The 21,467-nt window shown below is 46.7% G+C and carries 19 protein-coding genes, 4 tRNA genes and 1 pseudogene; 11 read left to right on the top strand and 13 right to left on the bottom strand.

Features of this window, described 5'->3' with window-relative positions; genetic code table 11:
- Nucleotides 1–3 precede the first annotated feature (3 nt).
- From IEY09_RS07375 to IEY09_RS07385, 3 genes and pseudogenes are all read left to right on the top strand, one after another.
- Nucleotides 4–759, top strand: coding sequence for a sulfite exporter TauE/SafE family protein (locus IEY09_RS07375; protein ID WP_188870489.1), 756 nt, complete (start codon nt 4–6; stop codon nt 757–759).
- Between the two features lie 101 nt (nt 760–860).
- Nucleotides 861–1,088, top strand: coding sequence for a hypothetical protein (locus IEY09_RS07380; protein ID WP_122040746.1), 228 nt, complete (start codon nt 861–863; stop codon nt 1,086–1,088).
- 241 nt (nt 1,089–1,329) lie between these two features.
- Nucleotides 1,330–1,581 (top strand): annotated as a pseudogene (locus IEY09_RS07385) (GNAT family N-acetyltransferase); the annotation flags it as partial.
- 68 nt (nt 1,582–1,649) lie between these two features.
- Here IEY09_RS07385 and IEY09_RS07390 read toward each other — a convergent pair.
- The 4 genes from IEY09_RS07390 to dapA all read right to left on the bottom strand — a co-directional run bounded on the left by IEY09_RS07390 (nt 1,650) and on the right by dapA (nt 8,163).
- The gene (locus IEY09_RS07390) at nt 1,650–4,745 is read right to left on the bottom strand and encodes an efflux RND transporter permease subunit (RefSeq protein ID WP_172590612.1); all 3,096 of its coding nucleotides are present in this window, start codon (nt 4,743–4,745) and stop codon (nt 1,650–1,652) included.
- Entirely contained in the window at nt 4,742–5,824 is a 1,083-nt protein-coding gene (locus IEY09_RS07395) for an efflux RND transporter periplasmic adaptor subunit (RefSeq protein WP_188870491.1), read from the bottom strand. The genes IEY09_RS07390 and IEY09_RS07395 overlap by 4 nt, the downstream gene beginning before the upstream one ends.
- A 353-nt stretch (nt 5,825–6,177) precedes the next feature.
- Entirely contained in the window at nt 6,178–7,275 is a 1,098-nt protein-coding gene (gene bamC / locus IEY09_RS07400) for an NlpB/DapX family lipoprotein (RefSeq protein WP_037417567.1), read from the bottom strand.
- 3 nt (nt 7,276–7,278) lie between these two features.
- The gene (gene dapA, locus IEY09_RS07405; protein ID WP_037417569.1) at nt 7,279–8,163 is read right to left on the bottom strand and encodes a 4-hydroxy-tetrahydrodipicolinate synthase; all 885 of its coding nucleotides are present in this window, start codon (nt 8,161–8,163) and stop codon (nt 7,279–7,281) included.
- A gap of 172 nt (nt 8,164–8,335) precedes the next feature.
- Between dapA and IEY09_RS07410 the strand changes: the two genes are divergently transcribed.
- Both IEY09_RS07410 and bcp read left to right on the top strand, forming a co-directional pair.
- Nucleotides 8,336–8,887 (top strand): glycine cleavage system transcriptional repressor, encoded by a 552-nt coding sequence (locus tag IEY09_RS07410; protein WP_037417572.1) that lies wholly within the window; start codon nt 8,336–8,338, stop codon nt 8,885–8,887.
- Between the two features lie 3 nt (nt 8,888–8,890).
- Nucleotides 8,891–9,364, top strand: coding sequence for a thioredoxin-dependent thiol peroxidase (bcp, locus tag IEY09_RS07415; RefSeq protein WP_188870493.1), 474 nt, complete (start codon nt 8,891–8,893; stop codon nt 9,362–9,364).
- A gap of 225 nt (nt 9,365–9,589) precedes the next feature.
- Here the strand turns inward: bcp and IEY09_RS07420 are convergent, their stop codons facing one another.
- Nucleotides 9,590–10,546: an adenosylmethionine decarboxylase gene (locus IEY09_RS07420; protein WP_188870598.1), complete on the bottom strand. Its 957-nt coding sequence runs from the start codon at nt 10,544–10,546 to the stop codon at nt 9,590–9,592.
- Nucleotides 10,547–10,848: 302 nt separating this feature from the next.
- A complete protein-coding gene (speA, locus tag IEY09_RS07425; protein WP_037417405.1) occupies nt 10,849–12,762 on the bottom strand; it encodes a biosynthetic arginine decarboxylase in 1,914 nt (637 codons plus the stop codon).
- A 129-nt stretch (nt 12,763–12,891) separates the two neighbouring features.
- Between speA and IEY09_RS07430 the strand changes: the two genes are divergently transcribed.
- Nucleotides 12,892–13,056: a hypothetical protein gene (locus IEY09_RS07430; RefSeq protein ID WP_156143174.1), complete on the top strand. Its 165-nt coding sequence runs from the start codon at nt 12,892–12,894 to the stop codon at nt 13,054–13,056.
- Nucleotides 13,057–13,224: 168 nt separating this feature from the next.
- Here IEY09_RS07430 and IEY09_RS07435 read toward each other — a convergent pair whose 3' ends face one another.
- The gene (locus IEY09_RS07435; RefSeq protein WP_011071981.1) at nt 13,225–13,377 is read right to left on the bottom strand and encodes a hypothetical protein; all 153 of its coding nucleotides are present in this window, start codon (nt 13,375–13,377) and stop codon (nt 13,225–13,227) included.
- Nucleotides 13,378–13,853: 476 nt separating this feature from the next.
- Here IEY09_RS07435 and IEY09_RS07440 point away from each other — a divergent pair, with 476 nt between their 5' ends.
- The 5 genes from IEY09_RS07440 to IEY09_RS07460 all read left to right on the top strand — a co-directional run bounded on the left by IEY09_RS07440 (nt 13,854) and on the right by IEY09_RS07460 (nt 18,014).
- Complete coding sequence (locus tag IEY09_RS07440; protein WP_037425700.1) at nt 13,854–14,693, top strand: CvfB family protein; 840 nt, start codon at nt 13,854–13,856, stop codon at nt 14,691–14,693.
- Nucleotides 14,694–14,859: 166 nt separating this feature from the next.
- The gene (locus IEY09_RS07445; protein ID WP_172588173.1) at nt 14,860–15,525 is read left to right on the top strand and encodes a YceH family protein; all 666 of its coding nucleotides are present in this window, start codon (nt 14,860–14,862) and stop codon (nt 15,523–15,525) included.
- An 87-nt stretch (nt 15,526–15,612) separates the two neighbouring features.
- On the top strand, nt 15,613–16,443 hold the full coding sequence (locus tag IEY09_RS07450) for an ABC transporter permease subunit (protein WP_188870495.1): 831 nt from the start codon (nt 15,613–15,615) through the stop codon (nt 16,441–16,443).
- Complete coding sequence (locus IEY09_RS07455; protein ID WP_188870497.1) at nt 16,440–17,348, top strand: ABC transporter ATP-binding protein; 909 nt, start codon at nt 16,440–16,442, stop codon at nt 17,346–17,348. Before IEY09_RS07450 ends, IEY09_RS07455 begins: the two co-directional genes overlap by 4 nt.
- 390 nt (nt 17,349–17,738) lie before the next feature.
- The gene (locus IEY09_RS07460) at nt 17,739–18,014 is read left to right on the top strand and encodes an HU family DNA-binding protein (protein WP_037417389.1); all 276 of its coding nucleotides are present in this window, start codon (nt 17,739–17,741) and stop codon (nt 18,012–18,014) included.
- 305 nt (nt 18,015–18,319) lie between these two features.
- On the opposite strand, the gene IEY09_RS07465 is transcribed toward IEY09_RS07460, so the two are convergent.
- From IEY09_RS07465 to uvrC, 6 genes are all read right to left on the bottom strand, one after another.
- Nucleotides 18,320–18,406 (bottom strand) — tRNA-Leu (locus tag IEY09_RS07465).
- Between the two features lie 130 nt (nt 18,407–18,536).
- A tRNA-Leu gene (locus tag IEY09_RS07470) sits at nt 18,537–18,623 on the bottom strand.
- A 48-nt stretch (nt 18,624–18,671) separates the two neighbouring features.
- Nucleotides 18,672–18,745: transfer RNA gene (locus IEY09_RS07475), tRNA-Cys, on the bottom strand.
- A gap of 20 nt (nt 18,746–18,765) precedes the next feature.
- A tRNA-Gly gene (locus tag IEY09_RS07480) sits at nt 18,766–18,841 on the bottom strand.
- A 143-nt stretch (nt 18,842–18,984) separates the two neighbouring features.
- Nucleotides 18,985–19,533 (bottom strand): CDP-diacylglycerol--glycerol-3-phosphate 3-phosphatidyltransferase, encoded by a 549-nt coding sequence (gene pgsA / locus IEY09_RS07485; RefSeq protein WP_037417386.1) that lies wholly within the window; start codon nt 19,531–19,533, stop codon nt 18,985–18,987.
- Between the two features lie 47 nt (nt 19,534–19,580).
- A complete protein-coding gene (uvrC, locus tag IEY09_RS07490) occupies nt 19,581–21,410 on the bottom strand; it encodes an excinuclease ABC subunit UvrC (protein WP_188870498.1) in 1,830 nt (609 codons plus the stop codon).
- Nucleotides 21,411–21,467 lie beyond the last annotated feature (57 nt).

Here is a 21,467-nt window from a genome sequence, read left to right on the forward strand (position 1 = left end):
ACTATGGATTGGTTACTGATCGCCCTCGCAGGCTTACTCGGCGGCATGTTAAATGCGGTGGCGGGCGGTGGCAGCTTTATCACCTTATTTGCCCTTGTGTTTGTGGGCGTGCCGCCACTGATGGCCAACGCTACGGGCACTGCCGCTCTGCTCCCAGGCTACCTTGCCAGTGCCTGGCGTTTTCGAAAAGAGATTGAATATCCAGCAAATCTTAGCTTAAAAACCCTGTGCCTGATTGCGATAGCTGGCGGATGCCTCGGCGCAGCGATACTGCTAAGCACCAGCGAGCAAGTATTTGCTTATCTTGTCCCTTGGTTGATTTTGCTGGCCACACTCGCCTTTATCGCTGGACCTTGGTTACTGAAAAAACGTTTAGCCCATGCCAGCATCCCCCGTGTGAATACCGTCAAGCCACTGACGGCAATGGTGATTCTCTTCATCATCTGTATTTACGGCGGCTATTTTAACGGGGGATTAGGGATTATTTTACTCGCCACCTTTGGGTTACTCGGCCAAACCCAATTACATGGGATGAACGGGCTTAAAAATTTACTCTCCGCCCTACTCACCACCATTGCCGTGGTGATTTACGCCCTAGGTAATCTGATTGACGGACAATATCTGTTACTGCTTGCCATTATGGCGATTATTGGCGGCTATCTTGGCGCCGCGCTGGCTTATCGCATTCCCCAATCCCTGTTGCGGGGTTTTATTGTGCTTGTCGGTTTCGCTATGAGTGTGGGATTTTTTATGCGTTAACCCCTTTGCGTTAGCCTAAAATATGCCAACCTCAAGCGTCATGTATTGGCAGACTACCTGCTTAATAGAAATCTAGATACTGGATAAAACAAGGAAGCGTGATGGGCGCCATTTCAATTAGACAAGCACAGATAGCCGACCATAACGCCATGACGGCCTTACTGTTGCAGCTGGGTTATAGTGCCACCGAGGCGCAGTTACATCAGTATCTCGATGATCCCAAAAGATCGGATGAAATCTATCTCGCCGAGTCTGAGGGAGTCGTGGTTGGGCTGATAAGTATAGGGCGTGTTGGCGTTTCAGGGTTATTTTTGCAGCTATTTGGCTGACGTTTATGCAAGGCAAAGTCCGTGTAGTGTAGTTATTCTACATAAACGGACGATAACGCGGCAGAAACGGCAGCCAAATGCTGCCCGAAGGGTTCGTCTGGCAAGCACTTGCTCTTACTTTCAGTCATAAGAGCCGCTCGTCACTTGAGTAGAATAACTACACATCACTCCTCGTTTCGCGAGCACGTGCTTGCCAGAACGAACAAAATTTAATCTCGAAACGTCAACACGCCCTAATCTTTTTGATTATTTTCTCTCGCAACAACACATCTGCCGTATTACTGCTTTAGTGGTGACTGAGGCCAGTCGAGGTTTAGGTGTGGGGACGCAACTAATTGATTTTGCAAAATCGAGGGCAAGTGAACGAGGTTGTCGCCAGCTTGAGGTCACCACCTCTATGCGCCGCGAGCAGACACAGACTTACTACGAGTCCATTGGCTTTGAGAAAACCTCCTTTCGCTATATTCAAGCTCTTGAAGTTAACCCAAAGTAAGTTTGCCCAAATAAAATAGGCGCTTAAGTGTACTTAAGCGCCTATTTTGGCTAAGCGTTCGCGAGGGATTAATCTTGCGCTAATTCCTTTTCTAATTGCTGGGCAATCGCTTCTGGCGAGCCGCTATTACGGGCAAAAAGACCGTAGGCAGTTGGGATCACATAAATGGTAAACAGCGTCGCCAGCATAATGCCAGCAAGCACCACTACGCCAATCACAAAGCGGGTTTCAGCACCTGCGCCCGTTGCCAAAACCAGAGGGACGGCGCCTGCGGCAGTGGTAATCCCCGTCATCAGAATAGGCCGTAAACGCTGGCATGAGGCTTGGATAATGGCGCGGTCAAAATCGACGCCCTTATCCCGCAACTGGTTGGCAAATTCGACGATCAGAATACCGTTTTTCGCCGCCAAACCGACCAGCATAATAATCCCAATCTGACTGTAGATATTAAGGCTCTGCCCCGTAAACCACAGCCCTATCAAGGCGCCAACCGTGGCAAGCGGTACCGTCAGCATAATCACCATAGGGTGAATATAGCTTTCAAACTGCGCCGCTAATACCAGGAACACAATCCCAAGCGCCAACAGGAACACAAAGTACATTGAGCTGCCAGACTCTTGATAATCCAGCGATTGTCCCTTGTAGCTGATGACTGCTTCCGCAGGCAAGTAAGCTCGCGCCACTTGATTGAGGTAATCCAGCGCTTCGCCTAGGCTATAACCATCCGCCAAGCTGGCCTCAATGGTAATCGCCCGCATACGGTTGTAGCGGTTAAGGGAGCTAGCATCGGCAAACTCTTCGACCGTGACTAAGTTGGATAATGGGATCAGCTCCTTGGTCCGTTCGGAGCGAACATAGATATTTTGCAGATCGGCCGCGGTATTTTGGTTACTGCGATCCCCTTCCACAATCACATCATACTCTTCGCCATCACGCATAAAGGTGGTGACAAGGCGCGAACCTAACATAGATTCTAAGGTGCGACCGATATTAGAAATTGACACCCCTAGGCTTGCTGCCCTGTCTCTGTCGATCACCACTCTAAGCTGCGGTTTGGTCTCTTTATAATCGTGGTCAAGGCCAAGCAGTTTAGGATTTTCCGCCACCTTTTCCATCATAATATCCCGCCAAGCAGCGAGTTCCTCATAGCTTGGACCACCAATAACAAATTGCACCGGTTTGCCCACGCCACGGCCAAAGGCTTGACGCATCACAGGGAAGGCCTGCACACCGGCTAAATCCGCGAGGCGCTTGTTAATATCGCCAATCACTTCTTTCATAGGACGACGTTGCCCCCAATCCTCGAGCACAATAATCGCCATACCGTTAGAGAAGTCTGCCGCACGGCCAAAGCCACGGGGCGCACGAATGAGCAAACGCTTGATATCCCCCGAATCCACCAATGGCATTAGGCGGCTTTCCACCTCAGTCATATAGGATTCGATATACTCGTAACTCGCCCCCTGAGGCCCGTTAATCATTAAAAATAATGAGCCTCGATCCTCCTGCGGTGCAAATTCCTGCGGTACTTTTTGGGCAAGAAACACACTACTACCGAGCGCAATCAACACGATAACGGACATCAGCACTGGTTTTGCCATGGCGCTCTCTAGCGAGCTTTGATAGCGACGGGAAATGCCCGTCATAATGCTATCAACCTTACGCACTAGCCATGAGTCCTGCGACGCTGGTTTAAGCAGCTTAGAGCACATCATCGGGCTTAGGGTCAACGCCACGATACTGGAGAAAATCACCGCCGCACTCATGGCCACCGCAAACTCCTTAAAGAGCTTGCCTAAGTCTCCTTCGAGGAACGTGATCGGCATAAATACCGCCACTAACACTAAGGTAGTGGCAATGACCGCAAAGGCGACTTCACGGGCACCCAAAAACGCCGCTTTTAAGGGGGAATCCCCTTCTTCGATACGGCGGTGAATGTTTTCCAACATCACAATCGCATCGTCCACCACCATACCGATGGCGAGGATCATCGCGAGCAGCGTCAACAGGTTGATTGTATATCCCAAGGCATAGAGCACGATAAACGTGCCGAGCAAAGAAACAGGCACCGTAATTGCGGGGATTAACATGGCACGCACGCTGCCAAGGAATAGATAAATCACAATAATCACTAAGATCATTGCGGTAAACAGCGTTTGATACACCTCTTTGATCGAGGCTTCGATAAACACTGAGCTATCGTAGCTACGCTTAATCGACATTCCCGCTGGTAATGTAGGATTGATTTTATCGACTAACGCATTAACGGCGCGGGCCACTTCTAAGGTGTTGGCGGTCGACTGTTTCGACACCCCAAGGCCAATCATGGCCTCCTTGTTGCCGCGGAACATAATGCGCTCTTCTTCCGAGCCAATGTCCACCTTAGCTACGTCACCAAGCTTGACTAAATAACCATCTTCTCCTTGAGCAATCACCAGATTGGCAAAATCCTCAGCGCTGCGATAACTTCGCTCTAAACGCACGGTAAAGTGGCGCTCCTTGGATTCAAGCGAACCTGCTGGTAACTCGACGTTTTCAGCCCTAAGTGCGGCTTCAACATCGGCCACCGTGAGGCTTCTGGATGCAAGGGCTTGTCTATCGAGCCAGATGCGCATGGCGTAAACCTTGCCCCCACCGATACGGATCATCGACACCCCGTCAACCACCGACAGACGGTCGGATAAATAGCGACGGGTATAATCGGTTAGCTCTAATGTGGTCATTTGATCCGACACTAAGTTGAGCCACATAATCACTTCATCGCCACCGTTGGCTTTTTGTACCTCTGGGGGATCGGCTTCTTCGGGTAAGTTATCTAATAGACCCGAAATTCTATCGCGTACATCGTTGGCCGCATCCTCAATATTACGACTAATATCAAACTCTAAGGTCACCTGTGAGCGACCATCGCTGCTCGATGAACTCACATGGCGAATGCCTTCGACGCCGCTGATCCTGTCTTCTATCAGCTGAGTAATGCGACTCTCAACTACCGCAGCACTAGCGCCGCGATAGTTGGTTTCAATCGAGACAATCGGCGGGTCGATATTGGGGTATTCCCGCAGCGGTAATTTATCAAATGCGACTAAACCAAAGGCCACCAGCAATAGGCTAATGACCGAGGCAAATACTGGCCGTTTAACGGAAAGATCGGTCAGGATCATACGCTTGGCTCCGTATTAGCATCGGAAAGATAGCTAAATTTTTCAGCCAGTTGGGTCTTTACCACATCACCAGGATGCACCTTAAGCAGGCCGCGGATCACCACATTTTCACCAATCGCTAAGCCATCGGTAATTTCTACCCAGCCACGGGTACGAACTCCAATAGTGACTTGCCTACGCTCGATGACATTGTCTTTATTCACACTGTAAACAAAGTGTTCTTTCTGAATTGGGATAATCGCCGACTCAGGCAACATTAGCGCCTCGCGGCTGCGTTTGATGAGTTTGACCTTCATCAGCATCCCAGGCAGTAAGCGTAAATCTGGATTTGGGATTTCGGCGCGTACAATCACGGCACGGGTGGTTGGGTTAACACGGCTATCGATGGAAATCACTTTGCCTTTAAAGATTTCATCAGGGAAAGCCACGGCTTTTGCTTCAACAAGCTTGCCGGGCTGCAAGTCTTGAATAAAACGCTCTGGCACTGAGAAATCTAATTTAATCTTAGAGATATCATCGAGCGTGGTGATCTCAGTACCCGGTGTCACTAAACTACCCACGCTCACTTGGCGCAGGCCTAAACGGCCATTAAAGGGGGCGATAATACTGCGATCATTGAGGGAAGATTGTGCCTGCTCTAACTCGGCGCGGGCCGTATCGATTAAGGTTTGCAGGCGGTCACGCTCTAATTCTGCCACTGTTCGACTGGTGACAAGCGAACTAATCCGCGCCAATTCACGCTGATTGTCACTCACTTTCACCTGCGCCACTTTCACTTTGGCTATCTGCTCGGCATTTTGCAGTTGCACCAATAAATCGCCCTTTTTGACAATATCGCCATCATCAAACTTTAATGAGGTCACCACATCAGTGACTTTGGGCGTAATGGTGACGGACTCAAATGCCTTATTTGTGCCAATAGCTTCCACTTCGTCTCGAACTTGTGCCATAGAAGCGGTGGCGATAACCACATTAGGGGTGAGCTTAACTTTTGCTTGCTGCTGCTCTTGAGGTTGCATAGCTTGATATCCAAACCATGCCGCTGCCAAAATAGCGATGATAATTATGATTTTTTTCATCTGGCTTCCAAATGATGACTCGCATTAGTGACGGCTAGTTTACCCACTCGCATCATTGCATCAATACGTTTTACTTTTTCTTACAAATTACGCTGAGCGCGCAAAATTTGTAATAACGCTGCGGACAAGTCGAAAAACACCACAGAGGTGAAGAATGCAATACGATAAATGGCAATTTAAGCGGATTGTTTCAAAATAACTTACAAATTAAGCGGTTTAATCTAAAACCATAATATAACTATTGATATTACCTAGAAATATTCTGATACATCATGCTGTATCGTCCTAGAGCAATAGGCTGAATTGCAGACACAAAAAAGGGCGATAAATCGCCCTTTTTGACTGAGGTGGAATTAACGCAGTTTGCGCTCTTCTTTCATCAGATTCGACAATGATTCATACACCTTGGCGACAACGTCATTCGATAACGGCTGATCTTCAGCGTCACGAAGCAAAATCTTAGTCTCATCAGGGGTATCACCGTCTTGTAAGAGTAAACGGTAGCTACCTTCTTTTAAGGACAATTGATTGTCGTTCCACAATGAACTCCAGAAACCTGAGTTATCGGTAAACTTGATAAAGTACAGGCCTTTAGCACTGTCCATATCTGAAATTTCAAAGCCCATTTCTGGCAATACTATACGCAGACGATCCCACACTTGCTTATAGGAAGCCTTAGCAGACCAATATGCAGCACCCTCTTCTGGCGTGACCAAATCAACATTGATCCCTAAGGTCTGCTTTAAGCGGTTTGCTTGAATGGTTTGCTCACGCTTAACGCTCATATAAGCAATGGCACTGTTAAGCATATCGATGGTGTAACGCTGCTTATCCTCACCACTGAGCATTACATCCTGCTCTTTACCATCGTAAAACTCTTCGTGTTCTACTAAGTGAATAACGATATTAGCGGTACGGCCGTGCGGACGGGTTTCGATATCGAAGCGATAACGCTGACGCAGCAGATATTCTTTATCTGAGCCCCATAAACTTGACTCCAACACCTCTCGGCTTTCAATCCAATCGGTTTCAATGTTGCCTTTATCATAGTCGCGACTACGAACAGGGATCGCTTGCTTCGCTAAGAATCCATCTAAGTTAGCGAAAATCTCTTGCTTAAGATCGACACTGTTATCAATCGATTCAACCACAATCTTAATGTTATCGCTGCCCTCTTCCACATGCGTACCTTCTGCCATTGGCAAAACTTGCAGTGGTGGGCGGATATCAAGGTTTTTACCAACAAGCGCAGGATTTGCTTTAGCGCCGATTGCCGGAACCTCGTATTCTTTGTTGTAAGGCGGCGTTTTCAATCCCTCAGGGATCTTTAGCATTGGCGCTTGCTCAGCCTGAACATAGTCTTCAGCACCGTTGGCTTGGCGACGCTCTAATGGCGAACTACAAGCTGCAACAGCAGCAACTAAGAACAGTGGAGTGACTTTCTTTAACATTAATTATTTAACCTCTATCTGGGCACGAGTCATTGCATCTAACAACAGACCATGACATTGCTCAGAAAGTTCAGTCAAAGGTAAACGAATATGGCCACACTGAATCAACCCCATACGATGGGCTGCCCATTTCACTGGGATAGGATTTGCTTCGCAAAACAGTGTGCTATATAAACCACGTAGTGGCTCGTCGATACTTGCGGCTAATTCGGCGTTGCCCGCCAATGCGGCGTCGCACATAGCTTTAAAGGCTTTTGGCACTATGTTGTTGGCAACCGAAATCACCCCGTTACCCCCAAGGAGCAAAAACTCTCTCGCTGTCGCATCATCACCGCTGTAAAGCATAAAGTCATTGCCGCAAAGTTCACGTAGTCGTTTAACCCGTGATACATCACCCGTGGCTTCTTTTACACCAATAATATTGCTCACGCTCACTAACTCGGCCACGGTTTCAGGCTTCATATCAACCGCGGTGCGCCCAGGAACGTTATAGAGAATTTGGGGAATATCTGTGCTGGCCGCCACGGCTTTATAGTGGGCCACTAAGCCCTTTGGCGTCGGTTTATTGTAGTAAGGTGTTACGCCTAACATGGCGTCAACCCCGACTTTAGATAAGGACTTGGTGAGTTCGATAGCTTCTGCTGTCGCATTCGCACCATTGCCACCAATAACAGGGATACGACCTGCGACAAACTTAACGGTTTGAGCGACCACGGCAACGTGCTCATTCATTGGCAGAGTCGCTGACTCACCGGTGGTACCCACGGCAACGATGGCGTCTGTGCCTTGGTCAATATGGAATTCGACTAACCTTTCAAGACTTGCAAAATCTACTGAGCCATCACTGTTCATTGGCGTGATTAAGGCTACGATGCTTCCGTTTATCATCTGACTTCCCCAAAATTTCAGGATTCGCTATGGTACTGATGCCAACCATTAATGACAAGCACTAACGGGGGTCTCAAATTGATTTAGTTATGGTAGCATTACATCCCGCACAAAAACTCGGCGCTCGGTCTCGAGTTTTCGCTCTATGATATCGAAAAAGTGAGGACAATTCATGACCAATTTCCTGGTCGTAACTGCAATGGGCGTAGACCGTCCTGGACTCGTAAGTAAACTAGCTCGGCTTGCCAGTGACTGTGACTGCGATATCGTCGACAGCCGTATGGCATTATTTGGTAACGAATTTACCTTAATCATGATGTTGTCAGGTTCGTGGGCATCCATAACGAAAATTGAAAGCTTGCTCCCGAGTCTCAGTGTTGAATTAGAACTGATGACGGTGATGAAGCGTACCTCTAAGCACACGCCGCAAAATTATCTTTCGCGCCTTGAAGTGCGCTTTACTGGTAAAGATCAGCGCGGCACGATGAAATCCATCACCCAGTTTCTTGCCGATCGCTCCTTAGACTTGGCGGCAGTCCGCTCCTTCTCTGAAGAGCTTGAAAATGGCGAGCAAACGCAAACTATTTCATTAACCATCAATATTCCTGAAAAAGTTGAACTAGAAAAGCTCGAAAAGAGTATCTATCAACTCTCAGAGGAGATGGCACTGGATTGCACCATTAGACGCATGGAAGGCACGACCTCAAGAAACGACAGAGGATAATAGATGAATACTTTAACCGCTGGCGCTAAAGCGCCACTTTTTACCTTACAAGATCAACAGGGTAACGCTGTTTCACTACAAGAATGCTTAACACGTGGTCCCGTTTTAGTCTATTTTTACCCTAAAGCATCAACCCCTGGCTGCACAGTACAAGCCTGCGGTTTACGTGATAGCAAAGCTGAACTCGACAGCCACAAAGTAACCGTCCTCGGCATTAGCCCAGATCCTGTGGCTAAGTTAGCCAAGTTTGCTGAAAAACAATCACTTAACTTTACCCTACTCAGCGATGAAGACCACAGCGTTGCTGATGCCTTTGGCGTATGGGGCGAAAAGAAATTTATGGGTAAAGTCTATGATGGAATCCATAGGTTAAGTTTCCTCATCAACACCGATGGCACTGTTGCCCATGTGTTCGATAAGTTTAAAACCAGCGACCATCATCAAGTGGTGCTGGCAGAGATTGCAGCGCAGCAATAGCCGCGAAATGGTATAGCAAGGGATTTTCTGACTAATTGCCAACGGCTCAGTTTAGAAATTTCAGTTTGAATTGCCCAAAAAAACCGCAAGCAAACATAAAATGGCCCTAATTTCGGGCCATTTTTGATGAAAAATTTTCAGCTTGTGGCGAATAAATCCTCTAATCACACCGCAACTTTAGTAGTGCTTATTCCATTAAATCACCAACTCAATTCTGGGAAACGATTATAGGAATACAGGCAGTAACTCTTCAGTTTGAAGCTGTTGATAGTGATTAAAATCAATCTGACAGCCTTGCTCAATTACGATTGAACCATGCGCTAAACATACATGCTCAGGAAATCCAGCAGTTATAAGCGGCTGGTTAAAACGGATGAGATCCCAACTTGAAGGCATAAATAGCTTAATCATTTGTGCAACAAGGGGATAGGGATAAACAGCTAAATCCAGATTAGTCTCAAAGCTGACGTAGGAGTTATCTCCCGGCCCTATCGATGGCGTGATATGCAAGGTAACATAGTCAGCCCCACGTATCCCATTTAACGAAAATCCCGCGGGCTGAAAACAGTGCATATCAAATTGAAAATCAGGGAAAAGTCGCTGCAATCCTAAGCGTTGATAAATCCCCTGCTCGGTTTGTGTGGGCAACTTGAGGTAATCAGCCAACTCGCCACGGATGTGGTACATCATCAGTTCAAGGCAGGTATCATACGTTGACGACATAGGTTGGCCGTCAGTGCAAAACTGATTGTCACTACAAAACAAATAGTGATGATGTGAATCTAAGTGACCAACTCGAAAGGCTTTTCCGGGGATCAAGGTCCGCAATTTCGCAATATCGTCAGCAAAGTGTGTGCTTTGTAGCTGGGCTTGGTATTCATTCTTACGCTGATAACAGAGCGCGGCAATGTGCTCAACCCCTAAGGCGTTAATAAAGTAGCAGGCCGCCTCAATCAGGGTGCTATTACCGCAGGTAAGAAGCAGAATTTTATCATCCCAGACGAACAGACTGGATTCACTCAGTAGATAGGCATCGCAGGCAGGATTACGGATTGTTGACAGGATTTCCGCATTGGCACAGGCGACCAAGGTTGACCAAAAGCCGTACTCTCGTTGGCGCAGTGATGCCATATTGGAAGTGAGTCTGATCTCAAGCTTTTTTTCCGCGCCTTCAAAAAACATCAAGCCGTTCGCCTCATCTTATCCCTGTGTTTGGGCATCTAATCTATTGGTATATCAGTCATTCATGGCTCGCTGGCAACGTTGACTTAAATGTATGCACGCATTTTAAGACTGATAACCCATCAATTTTGCGCGGCTATTTTTACACGACTAGCACCGCAATAAAACCACCGCGCTTGCTTTTACAAGGTGACAGCCTTGCAACACACTCACCTTGGCAACGCACTAGCAAAAATAATAGGCTATAAAAAACAAAAGTCAGCCTAAGTGTCCCTAGGCTGACTTTTTTAACACACTCAATATTAAGAAAAATCTTCTAAATAAGTGTAACCTTTTAGGCCCACTTGTAATTCTTCTAAAATTTGTGCGCGTTCATCCTCAACAATATGCTGGTTGACTAACTCTTCGTATGTCCGCATAAAGTCAACGGCATCTAAGTTAACATAGCGTAATACGTCAGCGACTGTGTCACCGGCAAGTACCGATTCAATATTGGTCATACCGTTTTCTTCAATGCTGACAACGGCCGAGTTAGTGTCGCCAAACAAGTTGTGCATATCCCCTAAAATCTCTTGATATGCCCCCACCATAAAGAAGCCGATCAAATACGGGCTTTCAGCACTCCACGCTGGTACTGGTAGCGTAGTTTCAATCCCTTGGCCATCTACATATTGATCCACAATACCGTCGGAGTCACAGGTGATGTCCAGCATCACAGCGCGGCGCTCCGGCGCTTTGTCTAAACCAGACAATGGCAGCACAGGGAAAACCTGATCGATACCCCAAGCATCCGGTAAGGATTGGAATAATGAGAAGTTAACGAAGAACTTATCGGCTAACTTTTCATTTAACTCATCAATAATCGGTCTGTGGTAACGGTTTTTGGTGCTTAACAAACCTTGAACTTCGTGACATACACGTAGGTTAGCCTGCTCAGCCCACGCACGTTCTGCCAAGCTTAATTGGCCTAAGGCAAACAATGATTGCGCTTCTTGCAGGTCACTTTGGCTATCATGATAAATCTCAATCAAGGCACGTTGATCGGCACGACCACTCAGCTCAGTCCAAGATTGCCACATGTTGTGCAGCAGCTGCGGCGATTCTTCCGCTGGCGGCTGGATATCTTCAACCTGATAAGCTTCTGTGCCAATCACATCGGTGATCAGTACCGCATGGTGCGCCGTTAAGTGACGGCCAGATTCTGAAATAATACGTGGCATTGGTTGCTCGTACTCATTACAGATATCGGTAAGCACATTGACGATGTTGTTCGCGTATTCGCTTAAACCATAGTTCATTGAGTTATTACTTTGGCTACGAGTGCCGTCGTAATCCACCGCTAAACCACCGCCGACGTCGAAGCAGTTGATGCTGGCACCTAACTCACGTAATTCACAGTAGAAACGCGCCGCTTCGCTCACACCTTGACGAATATCGCGGATATTGGCGATTTGCGAACCTAAGTGAAAGTGCAATAATTGCAGCGAATCCAACATATCGCTTTGTTTTAACTGGTCAACTACAGTCAAAATCTGCGCCGCAGATAAACCAAACTTAGACTTTTCGCCACCGCTGGCTTGCCACTTGCCTTTTCCTTGGAATGCAAGGCGAGCACGTAACCCTAAGCGAGGTTTCACCCCTAAACGCTCAGACTCGGCTAGTACCATCTTAAGCTCAGACAGTTTTTCTAAAACGATATAGACCTTATGGCCTAACTTTTCACCAATTAAGGCTAAACGAATGTATTCGTTATCTTTGTAACCGTTACATACGATCACTGAACTGGCTTTTTGCGCCATGGCAAGTACGGCCATTAATTCAGGCTTACTGCCGGCTTCTAGGCCTAATTGTGGAACTTCTTTTGATGCTTGGCTCGCAAGGATCTCTTCTACCACAGTTTTTTGTTGGTTTACTTTAATGGGGTAAACCAGCAAATAGTCCGCCTGATACTCATATTTTTGTATCGCTTGGTCGAATGCTTGGCACAAACTGTTCACTCTGTGGTGCAGAATTTGCGGGAAACGAACTAATACAGGTAAAGCGACCCCTGCTTTAACCATGTCTTTTGCTAGCTCATTTAAGCCAATCTTGTGATCAGGATTCTTAGGATCCGGCGACACTGTCACCTCACCTTGGTCGCTGATCCCATAAAACCCTTGGCTCCAGTGGGTAACGTTGTACCCAGCACGAGCAGCATCAATAGACCAATCATTCATTTTTATTTAGCCCGTCTATAAAAAAATGGGTTAAACGGTCAGTGCAACATTGCAAGACCGCCCGTTCGACAAACCCAGGTAAACCATATAGTTACCTGACATACAGTTAGGATGAATTCACCCTAATTTGTGCAGCAAAATCAACCCAGCTTAGGCGACATTGATGCGATTTCCCTTAACGCAACCGGGATTAACCCGATACTCTTTTACCTTGGCGATAACAAGATGGTGTTTATATCCCCCTTTATCGCCATAGGTCTTTCACCCAATGGCATTAACCATAACGCGCTTTGAGGTTAAAAAACACTCAAAACCTTAAGCTAAAGCGTTGCGTCTCCGCTCAATATGACTCTCTCTAAAAACGAGGTGCCGATTAAGTGGATAAACAATAGGTAACACTAAGGATAAACATTAGGTATTAAGCGGCAAGGCATCACCAAGCACACCTAACACTAGGTGAGATTATTGTAACAGGGGACTGTTGGCTTCTTCGCGGCCAGAGTTGATACGGATTAACGTGAGATGTTTAAGGCTAGTATCGTCATAGGGAACAACGATTGAGCGCTGGCATTGAGATGCTTTTAGGCAAAGAGCAAAAAATGGATGCTTGTGCATTAGCTAAACAATTCCTCTTAACCCCATGTAACCATTATAAATTGTACGTTACACGGTGAATGACCTGTGAACCATAAAATCATTACAACTCACGTAATATTTGTCATGTCTGTAACGAGCGAAGTCGTTAAACGGCGCAATTAAACCGCGCAATGTCACAGAATGCAAGCAAGAATCTCATTTAATATTTTTCATTAAAATATAATAAACACCACATTAACAGAATGGTTAGTAACAAGTAGATTTATCTATTTTAAATTAATAGGTTAATCATCAACCTTACTCTAAGTGCGTTCAATATTTTTTAATAGCCAATCAAGATAAATTGATAACATTTGCTCACATCAGCAATATTGTTTTATCTCTGCGCGACTGTTCATTTTCGACTATCGACGCAAAAGCCGATCTGGAAGCTGCTGTTTACGGATAAAGCGGTTATAATCACCGCCGAATGACATCCTTAGATAGAGAGCTCCATGGTACAGATAGGAAAAACCTGCAAACTTGAGGTAGTAAAACAAGTCAGTTTTGGTGTGTATTTAAATGCCCACGAATTTGGCCAAGTGTTACTGCCCAACAAAGCCACCCCAAAAGACTGCCAAGTAGGCGACTGGCTAGAGGTATTTTTATATCTGGACTCCGAAGATATCGTTATTGCCACTACCCGCAAGCCTTTAGCGCAAGTAGGAGAATTTGCCTACTTAAAAGCCGTGGCCACTGGGCCTTTTGGCGCATTTTTAGATTGGGGATTGGATAAAGATCTATTGCTGCCCTTTGGCGAACAACACAAGCCGATTGAAGAAGGTCGCTCGTACCTTGTTTATGTGCACGTTAACCGAGCTGATGAGCGTATTGTTGCGTCATCAAAAATCGATAAATTCCTCGATAAAACTCCCGCCCAGTACGAAGTAGGTCAACAAGTTGACTTATTTATCGGTGGCACCACAGATTTAGGCTACAAAGCCATTATTAACCATGCCCATTGGGGCGTGATTTATCAAAACGAAGTGTTCCAAAAACTGCGTTTTGGTCAAAGGCTAAAAGGCTTTATCAAACAAGTGCGCCGTGATGGCAAAATTGATTTGGTATTGCAGCAAGGCAGTAAGCAAGAGCTTGATAAAAATGCGCACATTATCTTAGTAAAACTCAAGCAAGCGGGCGGATTCTTACCCCTAACGGATAAAACCGATGCCGAAGTGATTTACGAACAACTCGGTATGAGTAAAAAAGCCTTTAAAAAGAGTATCGGTGGCCTGTTTAAAGCCAGTAAGTTAAGCATCGACGATGATGGTTTACGCCTAACTGAAGCTGACTGATTGGGCTGAATAGTCAACCTCACACGGGACTGAACACTCTCTTGTAGTAAGGTTCGTGGTTTATTTGTCCAAATAGTCTGCCTAAACACTCAGTTTACCGACAAGCGCTAGGATCTTAAGCATGGCTCTGTTATAACAAAGTCATGCTTTTTTCTTTGGAGCTTATATGGAACTCACGTTACACGAAGCCAGAGTTATCGGTTGTCTACTTGAAAAAGAAGTCACCACCCCAGAGCAATACCCTCTTTCACTCAATACCCTGACCCTCGCCTGTAATCAAAAAACCAGCCGCGAACCTGTATTAGAACTCACTGAAGCGCAAGTACAAGCCGCCCTTGATTCATTGAACAAAAAGCGCTTAATCAGCGAGCAATCCGGCTTTGGTAGCCGAGTCGTCAAATATAAGCACAGATTCTGCAACACTGAATTTAGCGAGTTACAACTTTCCAGCGCGGCGGTAGCCATTGTTTGTTTACTGCTGCTTCGCGGCCCACAAACGCCCGGAGAGTTACGCACCCGTAGCAACAGACTGCATGATTTTAAAGACGTGCTCGAAGTGGAAGCCTGCATTAAGCAACTGATGGAGCGGGATAAACCCGTGCTAGCACAGCTGCCGCGGGAGCCTGGTAAACGTGAATGCCGTTATACTGAGCTGTTCTCCCAAGGTGCTGAGCAAATTAGCGCAGCGTCATTCACCAATGCCACAAATGCAGATGCCCACCCGCTAAACGAGCAGGATAGACAACAACTGGAAGCGAGAGTCACACAGCTTGAAGAGCAAGTGGCAGAACTTAAAGATAAGTTAGAATCGCTTATCGCTTCTTTATCCTAACCGCGCCGCGGACGACTTTCGCAAGTAGTCACTCTTAATGATGACTAAGGTGAGAGTTTGTCCGCTCACTCACTGACGAGACAGCGAATGACACCAAATGCTCCCAGTACATTCAATAACATGCTTTTGATCGCTGGCTTTGAATGTCGCAAATTTCTATTTAACCTTCGCGGGATTATCGCCCTGTTCGCCTTTGCATTAGTGTGGGGCATGCTATTGCTCTACCCCATCCAAGGCGCTTCGACCCTATTAATGCAGCCCAATATTAAAGATCTGATCGACGGTCTCTTAGGCAGCCAAGCTCTCAACATGCTGTTTGACTGGCCCGTGGCGGAAATGGCTATCTTCTGGTGCTTTGCGCTGTATCTGTTTCCCATGTTCAGTATTTTGATTGCCGCCGATCAGTTCTCCTCAGACAAAACCCGCGGCACATTGCGCTTCTATACCCTAAGAACCAGCAAAGACAGCCTACTCTTCGGCCGCTTTTTGGGGCAAATCTTGATCCAAGGTCTACTGATCTTATTGACCATCCTTGCCACCATAGCGCTGGCACTTACTCGCGATATCGGCTTGTTATTACCCGCGTTAACGTCGGGTGCCTTGGTCGGCGTCAACTTGGTTATCGTGATTTTACCCTTTACCGCAGTCATGACTTTATTGTCCCTCTATGCCAACACGGCAAGGCAAGCCATGGTGCTCGCCACCATCTTGTGGACGGTCGTCTCGATTGCACTGCTGATTTTGGGTAATCAATCCAGCTTATTTGAGGGCTTACAATGGCTACTGCCGGGCGCTCAACTGTCGAACATGGTCAACACCAATGGACTCAATAGCTTTGCCTACGCACCAATTCCCCTATTACAAACCGCAATCGCCCTTTTCCTTGGCCGCGTTTATATCCAAAGGAGTCAACTATGATCCTCGTTCAATGCCAAGGACTGTCCAAACACTATGGCAGTAAAAAAGCGCTCAATAACGTTAACTTAACCCTCGAATCGGGAGCGCCCATCGCCTTAGTTGGCCCTAACGGTGCAGGTAAAACTACACTGTTTAGCCTGCTCTGTGGTTACCTCACCCCAAGCGCAGGCTCGGTTCGTATTCTGGGAGAAGCGCCCAATAGTCCAGCATTATTAGGGCAAATTGCCGCCCTGCCACAGGATGCGACGCTCGATCCCAATTTAACTATTATCAGCCAGTTAAGCTTCTTTGCGCGTCTTCAAGGAATGGATAGCAAGCAGGCACATCAAGAAGCACAGCGAGTGCTGAATTTAGTGGACTTAGCCGAGGTGGCGCAGCAAAAGCCACCAAGCCTAAGCCATGGAATGAGTAAACGTGTGGCGATTGCCCAAGCCTTAATCGGTGCTCCCAAGTTGGTATTACTCGACGAGCCAACCGCAGGGCTCGATCCGGCTAATGCGAAAAAAATCCGTGAACTTGTCAGAACGCTGTCGCCCACAACCACTTTTGTGATCAGCTCACACAACTTGGACGAACTCGAGAAGCTCTGTGACCAAGTGCTGTATTTAGATAAAGGTGAGCTGGGACAATCGATTTCGATGCGCTCATCCAATAGCGGCAGTGATTATCTCACCCTCACCATGGAAAGCTGCGACAGTGAAGCGCTGATCCAAGCCGTAGGTCAAATAGCCGGTGTAGTGAATATCACCTCAAAACAAGCCCATGTATTTGTGATCCAAGTGGATGACACGGCAAATCGTCATTATGAGTTTGAAACCGCCTTACTCGCCCTATTTAAGCAGCAGCATTGGCAATATAAGATGCTACTTAAAGGACGTACATTAGAAGAAACGTTATTTTCTTAAGTCCGCGCGATAAGTCCAGCCATAATTCCACCGCTTAAACCAACTCAAACAGCGCCCGCAAGGGCGCTCAGTAGACACTTTGTTGTTTATACACAGCGAAACCAATATCATTTCTTGCCCCCTATCAAAGGTGGAATAGTCGTAAATATCAATGTTAAAACGCTTTATCCTTTAACTTCCACCTTAGCGCTAAACGCCATCCACTAGGCCAACTTAGCCCCTAACGCTGCTTATATAAGGAGTATTTCCGTTTCAAAAGAAAAGGTGAGTTGTCATCGCTAACCAATAAAGCAGCAGTTAAGCCGCTTTGGCAAACCTAGGCTTTCAATCTGATCCCGAGCTTGTTATAAACTCCCCTTTCCTGCTCTTTCGCTGAATTCAGAGGTTTCAATGAACAAAGCACAACTTATCCAACGTATCGCCACTTCGCTTGAACAGTCCCAGGCCAGCACTAAACCTGTTGTCGAACAGATCCTACAACAGATCCATATCGCCTTAAGCGAAGGTGAGAAAGTCTTCCTGCCGCAATTCGGTACCTTCGAGTTACGTTATCATTTACCTAAATCGGGCCGTAATCCACAGACGGGTGAGACAATTGAGATTTCGGGCTTTAACCAGCCGAGCTTTAAGGCGGCGACAGCGCTAAAACAAGCGATAAATGAGTAGGTAGTATTGTGGATATGTAAAAGAGCCTCATGAAAACCACGGGGCTTTTTTATCGGCCAAGATTAACGATATTACGTTGGCAATGAGCTTGGGAGATAAAACGTAACCTGCCCTAGCTGAGTTTGATGTTATAGAGCTTAGAGAGCAGTAACAAAGTCAACCTAAAGCCAGCTACTGACGGCGTGCCAGAGGCTCTATCTAATAAAATAGACAAGTCGCGGTAAAACAAAACGAAAAAATCAGTGCTGCAAATGCAAAAAAGCCCCGACTAATGTCGAGGCTTATTTACTATTCACTAAGAATAATGGTACCCGAGGCCAGACTTGAACTGGCACGCTGTTACCAGCGAGGGATTTTAAATCCCTTGTGTCTACCGATTCCACCACTCGGGCAAACTCTTAATATCGTCAGCACTGCTGTTGATATTGTTAACTCATTGCTTCGACCTATTGATTATATATCAAATACTTAGGTTACGAAGTTTAACGCTTCAGCTCGTTTGAGCTGTCACCATTATAATAATGGTACCCGAGGCCAGACTTGAACTGGCACGCTGTTACCAGCGAGGGATTTTAAATCCCTTGTGTCTACCGATTCCACCACTCGGGCAAACTCTTTATATTAACGACGGGAATCGTGTCATTAATATCTTAATTATGGAGGCGCGACCCGGAGTCGAACCGAGATCGACGGATTTGCAATCCGCAGCATAGCCATTCTGCCATCGCGCCATCTTTCCAATCATTTAGATTGGAGCGACATATCGGGTTCGAACCGATGACCTATACCTTGGCAAGGTATCGCTCTACCAACTGAGCTAATGTCGCATCACGCAGAGTTAAGATTTTGTTTTCACTTCGTCTCTCGTCTACGGGGAGGCATTCTACCTATTTACGATGCAGTGTCAACCGCTGTTTTATCGATAACTTACTGCTTGCGCACTAAATAATCTCTTTGATCTTTTATTGTGCTATTCAGCCGTTAAATCTTTCCAGGCGGCTAAAATGTAACTCATCATTGACCAGAACGTTAATACGGCAGCGATATATAACAGCACAAATGCCGCGGTGATCATGAGTGGATTGTATTGCCAGATAAGGCCAATAATCGCCACCATCTGCGCCGCCGTTTTATATTTGCCGATCCAAGAAACTGCAACCGTGCCGCGTTTACCTAATTCAGCCATCCACTCCCGCAGGGCTGAAATCACAATTTCACGGCCAATCATAAACAGTGCTGGCAGTGTGAGCCAAATATCAGCGTATTGGTCAACTAATAATACGAGCGCGGTGATCACCATCAGTTTATCAGCGACGGGATCGAGGAAGGCGCCAAAACGGGTCAGTTGCTTGAGTTTACGCGCCGCATAACCGTCTAATGCATCCGTTAACGCCGCCAACCAAAACACAAATGCGGCAACAAAAGGCGTCCAGCTGTAAGGTAAATAAAACAACACCACAAAAATGGGCAGTAAAAAAAGCCTAAAAAGAGTTAATGCTATGGGTAAGTTAAACGGCATGATCAAACCAGTTAGTCAAAAGCAGCGCCAATCTTGCCTTAATTTTATCACCCTCGCAATGCATCATGAATGGTTTGTGCCATTTCTATGCTGATCCCTGGCACTTTCGCTAACTCGGCCACGCTCGCGCCCTTCACTTCCTGCAAACCGCCCAAATGTTGGAGTAACGCTTTACGGCGTTTAGGGCCAATGCCCGGAATGGATTCAAGCGTTGAGGTGTTACGGGTTTTCTGACGGCGATTACGATGCCCAGTGATGGCAAAGCGGTGCGATTCATCGCGAATATGTTGAATAAGGTGCAATGCGGGTGAGTCATCCTCAAGGGAAAAGCTCGTTTCTGTGTCACCAAAGATTAAGGTTTCCAGCCCGGGTTTACGGCTCTCTCCCTTTGCCACCCCAATCAGTTGCGGCGCTTTATCTAAATTAACAAACTTCTCATCCACTATTTGCTGCGCGATACGCAGCTGACCCAAACCACCGTCGATAAATAAGATATCAGGAATTTTGCCGCTGGCATCGATTTTATCAAATCGACGACTAATGGCTTGTTTCATCGCGGCATAATCATCGCCTGGCGTAATGCCTTCGATATTGTAACGGCGATACTCGGCCTTATGTGGCCCCTCGCGGTTAAACACCACACAAGAGGCTACCGTGCTCTCACCCATGGTATGGCTGATATCGAAACACTCCATTCGCTGAATCGGCGCATTAAGCTCGAGGATTTCCTCAAGCAAGACAAAACGCTGTTCAACGGTGTTTTTATGGGACAGGCGCGTCATAACCGCATTGGTAGCATTGGTGATCGCGAGGCGTAAAAAACTCGCCCTATCAGCACGCACATTGGTTTTAATGCTGAATTTTTTATTCAACGCCTCAGAGACGGCCGCCTCTAACTCATGCAATTCTTCAAAGTGATGGCTTATCACCACCTCCTTAGGAATAGTGCGTTGAATATCGGCATTTAAATAAAACTGTAGCAGGAAGGAGCGTAAGACTTCTTCGATATCCGTTTGCACGGGCACCGTTGGATAATAGCTGCGGCTACCAAAAATTTTACCTTCGCGGATAAATAGCAAGTGAAAACAGGCAATGCCCGAGGCATAGTGTACGCCGATAACATCCATATCGCCGGTATTACCCGAGACTTCTTGCTGCTCAGCTACCCGGCGCAGCGCCATAATTTGATCGCGAAAGCGCGCGGCTTGCTCATAGGCTTGCTGCTCAGCGGCCTCTTCCATCTTAGCCACGAGTTCACTGATAACTTGTTTATCTTTTCCCTTTAGGAACAAACTGGCAAGTTTAACCTGCTCATCATACTCCGCATTACTGACCTTGCCGACGCAAGGCGCACTACAACGGGATAACTGGTATTGCAGGCAGGGCCGAGTGCGGGATTTATAATAGAGATCATCACATTGGCGGATAGGAAACAGCTTTTGCATCAAGTGCAAACTTTCGCGCACCGCTCCGCCATTCGGATAAGGCCCAAAATAATGGCCCTTCTCCCGCTGCGGCCCGCGATGGTATGCGAGGCGTGGATGCTCGTGTTGGCTCAAGAAAATATAAGGGTATGACTTATCGTCCCGCAGTAACACATTGTATTTGGGCATGTACTGCTTGATATAGTCATTCTCAAGCAGCAGCGCATCTGTCTCGCTGTGGGTCAGCGTCACATCGATATGATGGATATGGGACACCAGCGCCTGAGTTTTCACATTGCCAAGGTTTTTACGGAAATAGGAAGATAAGCGCTTTTTAAGATCTTTGGCTTTCCCCACATAAATGACGTCACCTTTGACGTCATACATGCGATAAACCCCAGCAGAGGATGAGACCGTGCGTAAAAAACTCTGGGCGTTAAAACCTGTCGACATCGTTACACACCCACTCTTTTACTTACCATCTTCAAAACTGCTTGATAAATCGTTTTC

Origin of the sequence: Shewanella xiamenensis, from assembly GCF_014647135.1 — a bacterium.
Classification (GTDB): Bacteria; Pseudomonadota; Gammaproteobacteria; order Enterobacterales; family Shewanellaceae; genus Shewanella; species Shewanella xiamenensis.

Excerpts from the sequence above, each read along its gene's own strand:
- IEY09_RS07375 (WP_188870489.1), top strand. The coding sequence starts at position 4 with ATGGATTGGTTACTGATCGCCCTCGCAGGCTTACTCGGCGGCATGTTA.
- IEY09_RS07380 (WP_122040746.1), top strand. The coding sequence starts at position 861 with ATGGGCGCCATTTCAATTAGACAAGCACAGATAGCCGACCATAACGCC.
- IEY09_RS07390 (WP_172590612.1), bottom strand. The coding sequence starts at position 4,745 with ATGATCCTGACCGATCTTTCCGTTAAACGGCCAGTATTTGCCTCGGTC.
- IEY09_RS07395 (WP_188870491.1), bottom strand. The coding sequence starts at position 5,824 with ATGAAAAAAATCATAATTATCATCGCTATTTTGGCAGCGGCATGGTTT.
- bamC (WP_037417567.1), bottom strand. The coding sequence starts at position 7,275 with ATGTTAAAGAAAGTCACTCCACTGTTCTTAGTTGCTGCTGTTGCAGCT.
- dapA (WP_037417569.1), bottom strand. The coding sequence starts at position 8,163 with ATGATAAACGGAAGCATCGTAGCCTTAATCACGCCAATGAACAGTGAT.
- IEY09_RS07410 (WP_037417572.1), top strand. The coding sequence starts at position 8,336 with ATGACCAATTTCCTGGTCGTAACTGCAATGGGCGTAGACCGTCCTGGA.
- bcp (WP_188870493.1), top strand. The coding sequence starts at position 8,891 with ATGAATACTTTAACCGCTGGCGCTAAAGCGCCACTTTTTACCTTACAA.
- IEY09_RS07420 (WP_188870598.1), bottom strand. The coding sequence starts at position 10,546 with ATGTTTTTTGAAGGCGCGGAAAAAAAGCTTGAGATCAGACTCACTTCC.
- speA (WP_037417405.1), bottom strand. The coding sequence starts at position 12,762 with ATGAATGATTGGTCTATTGATGCTGCTCGTGCTGGGTACAACGTTACC.
- IEY09_RS07435 (WP_011071981.1), bottom strand. The coding sequence starts at position 13,377 with ATGCACAAGCATCCATTTTTTGCTCTTTGCCTAAAAGCATCTCAATGC.
- IEY09_RS07440 (WP_037425700.1), top strand. The coding sequence starts at position 13,854 with ATGGTACAGATAGGAAAAACCTGCAAACTTGAGGTAGTAAAACAAGTC.
- IEY09_RS07445 (WP_172588173.1), top strand. The coding sequence starts at position 14,860 with ATGGAACTCACGTTACACGAAGCCAGAGTTATCGGTTGTCTACTTGAA.
- IEY09_RS07450 (WP_188870495.1), top strand. The coding sequence starts at position 15,613 with ATGACACCAAATGCTCCCAGTACATTCAATAACATGCTTTTGATCGCT.
- IEY09_RS07455 (WP_188870497.1), top strand. The coding sequence starts at position 16,440 with ATGATCCTCGTTCAATGCCAAGGACTGTCCAAACACTATGGCAGTAAA.
- IEY09_RS07460 (WP_037417389.1), top strand. The coding sequence starts at position 17,739 with ATGAACAAAGCACAACTTATCCAACGTATCGCCACTTCGCTTGAACAG.
- pgsA (WP_037417386.1), bottom strand. The coding sequence starts at position 19,533 with ATGCCGTTTAACTTACCCATAGCATTAACTCTTTTTAGGCTTTTTTTA.
- uvrC (WP_188870498.1), bottom strand. The coding sequence starts at position 21,410 with ATGTCGACAGGTTTTAACGCCCAGAGTTTTTTACGCACGGTCTCATCC.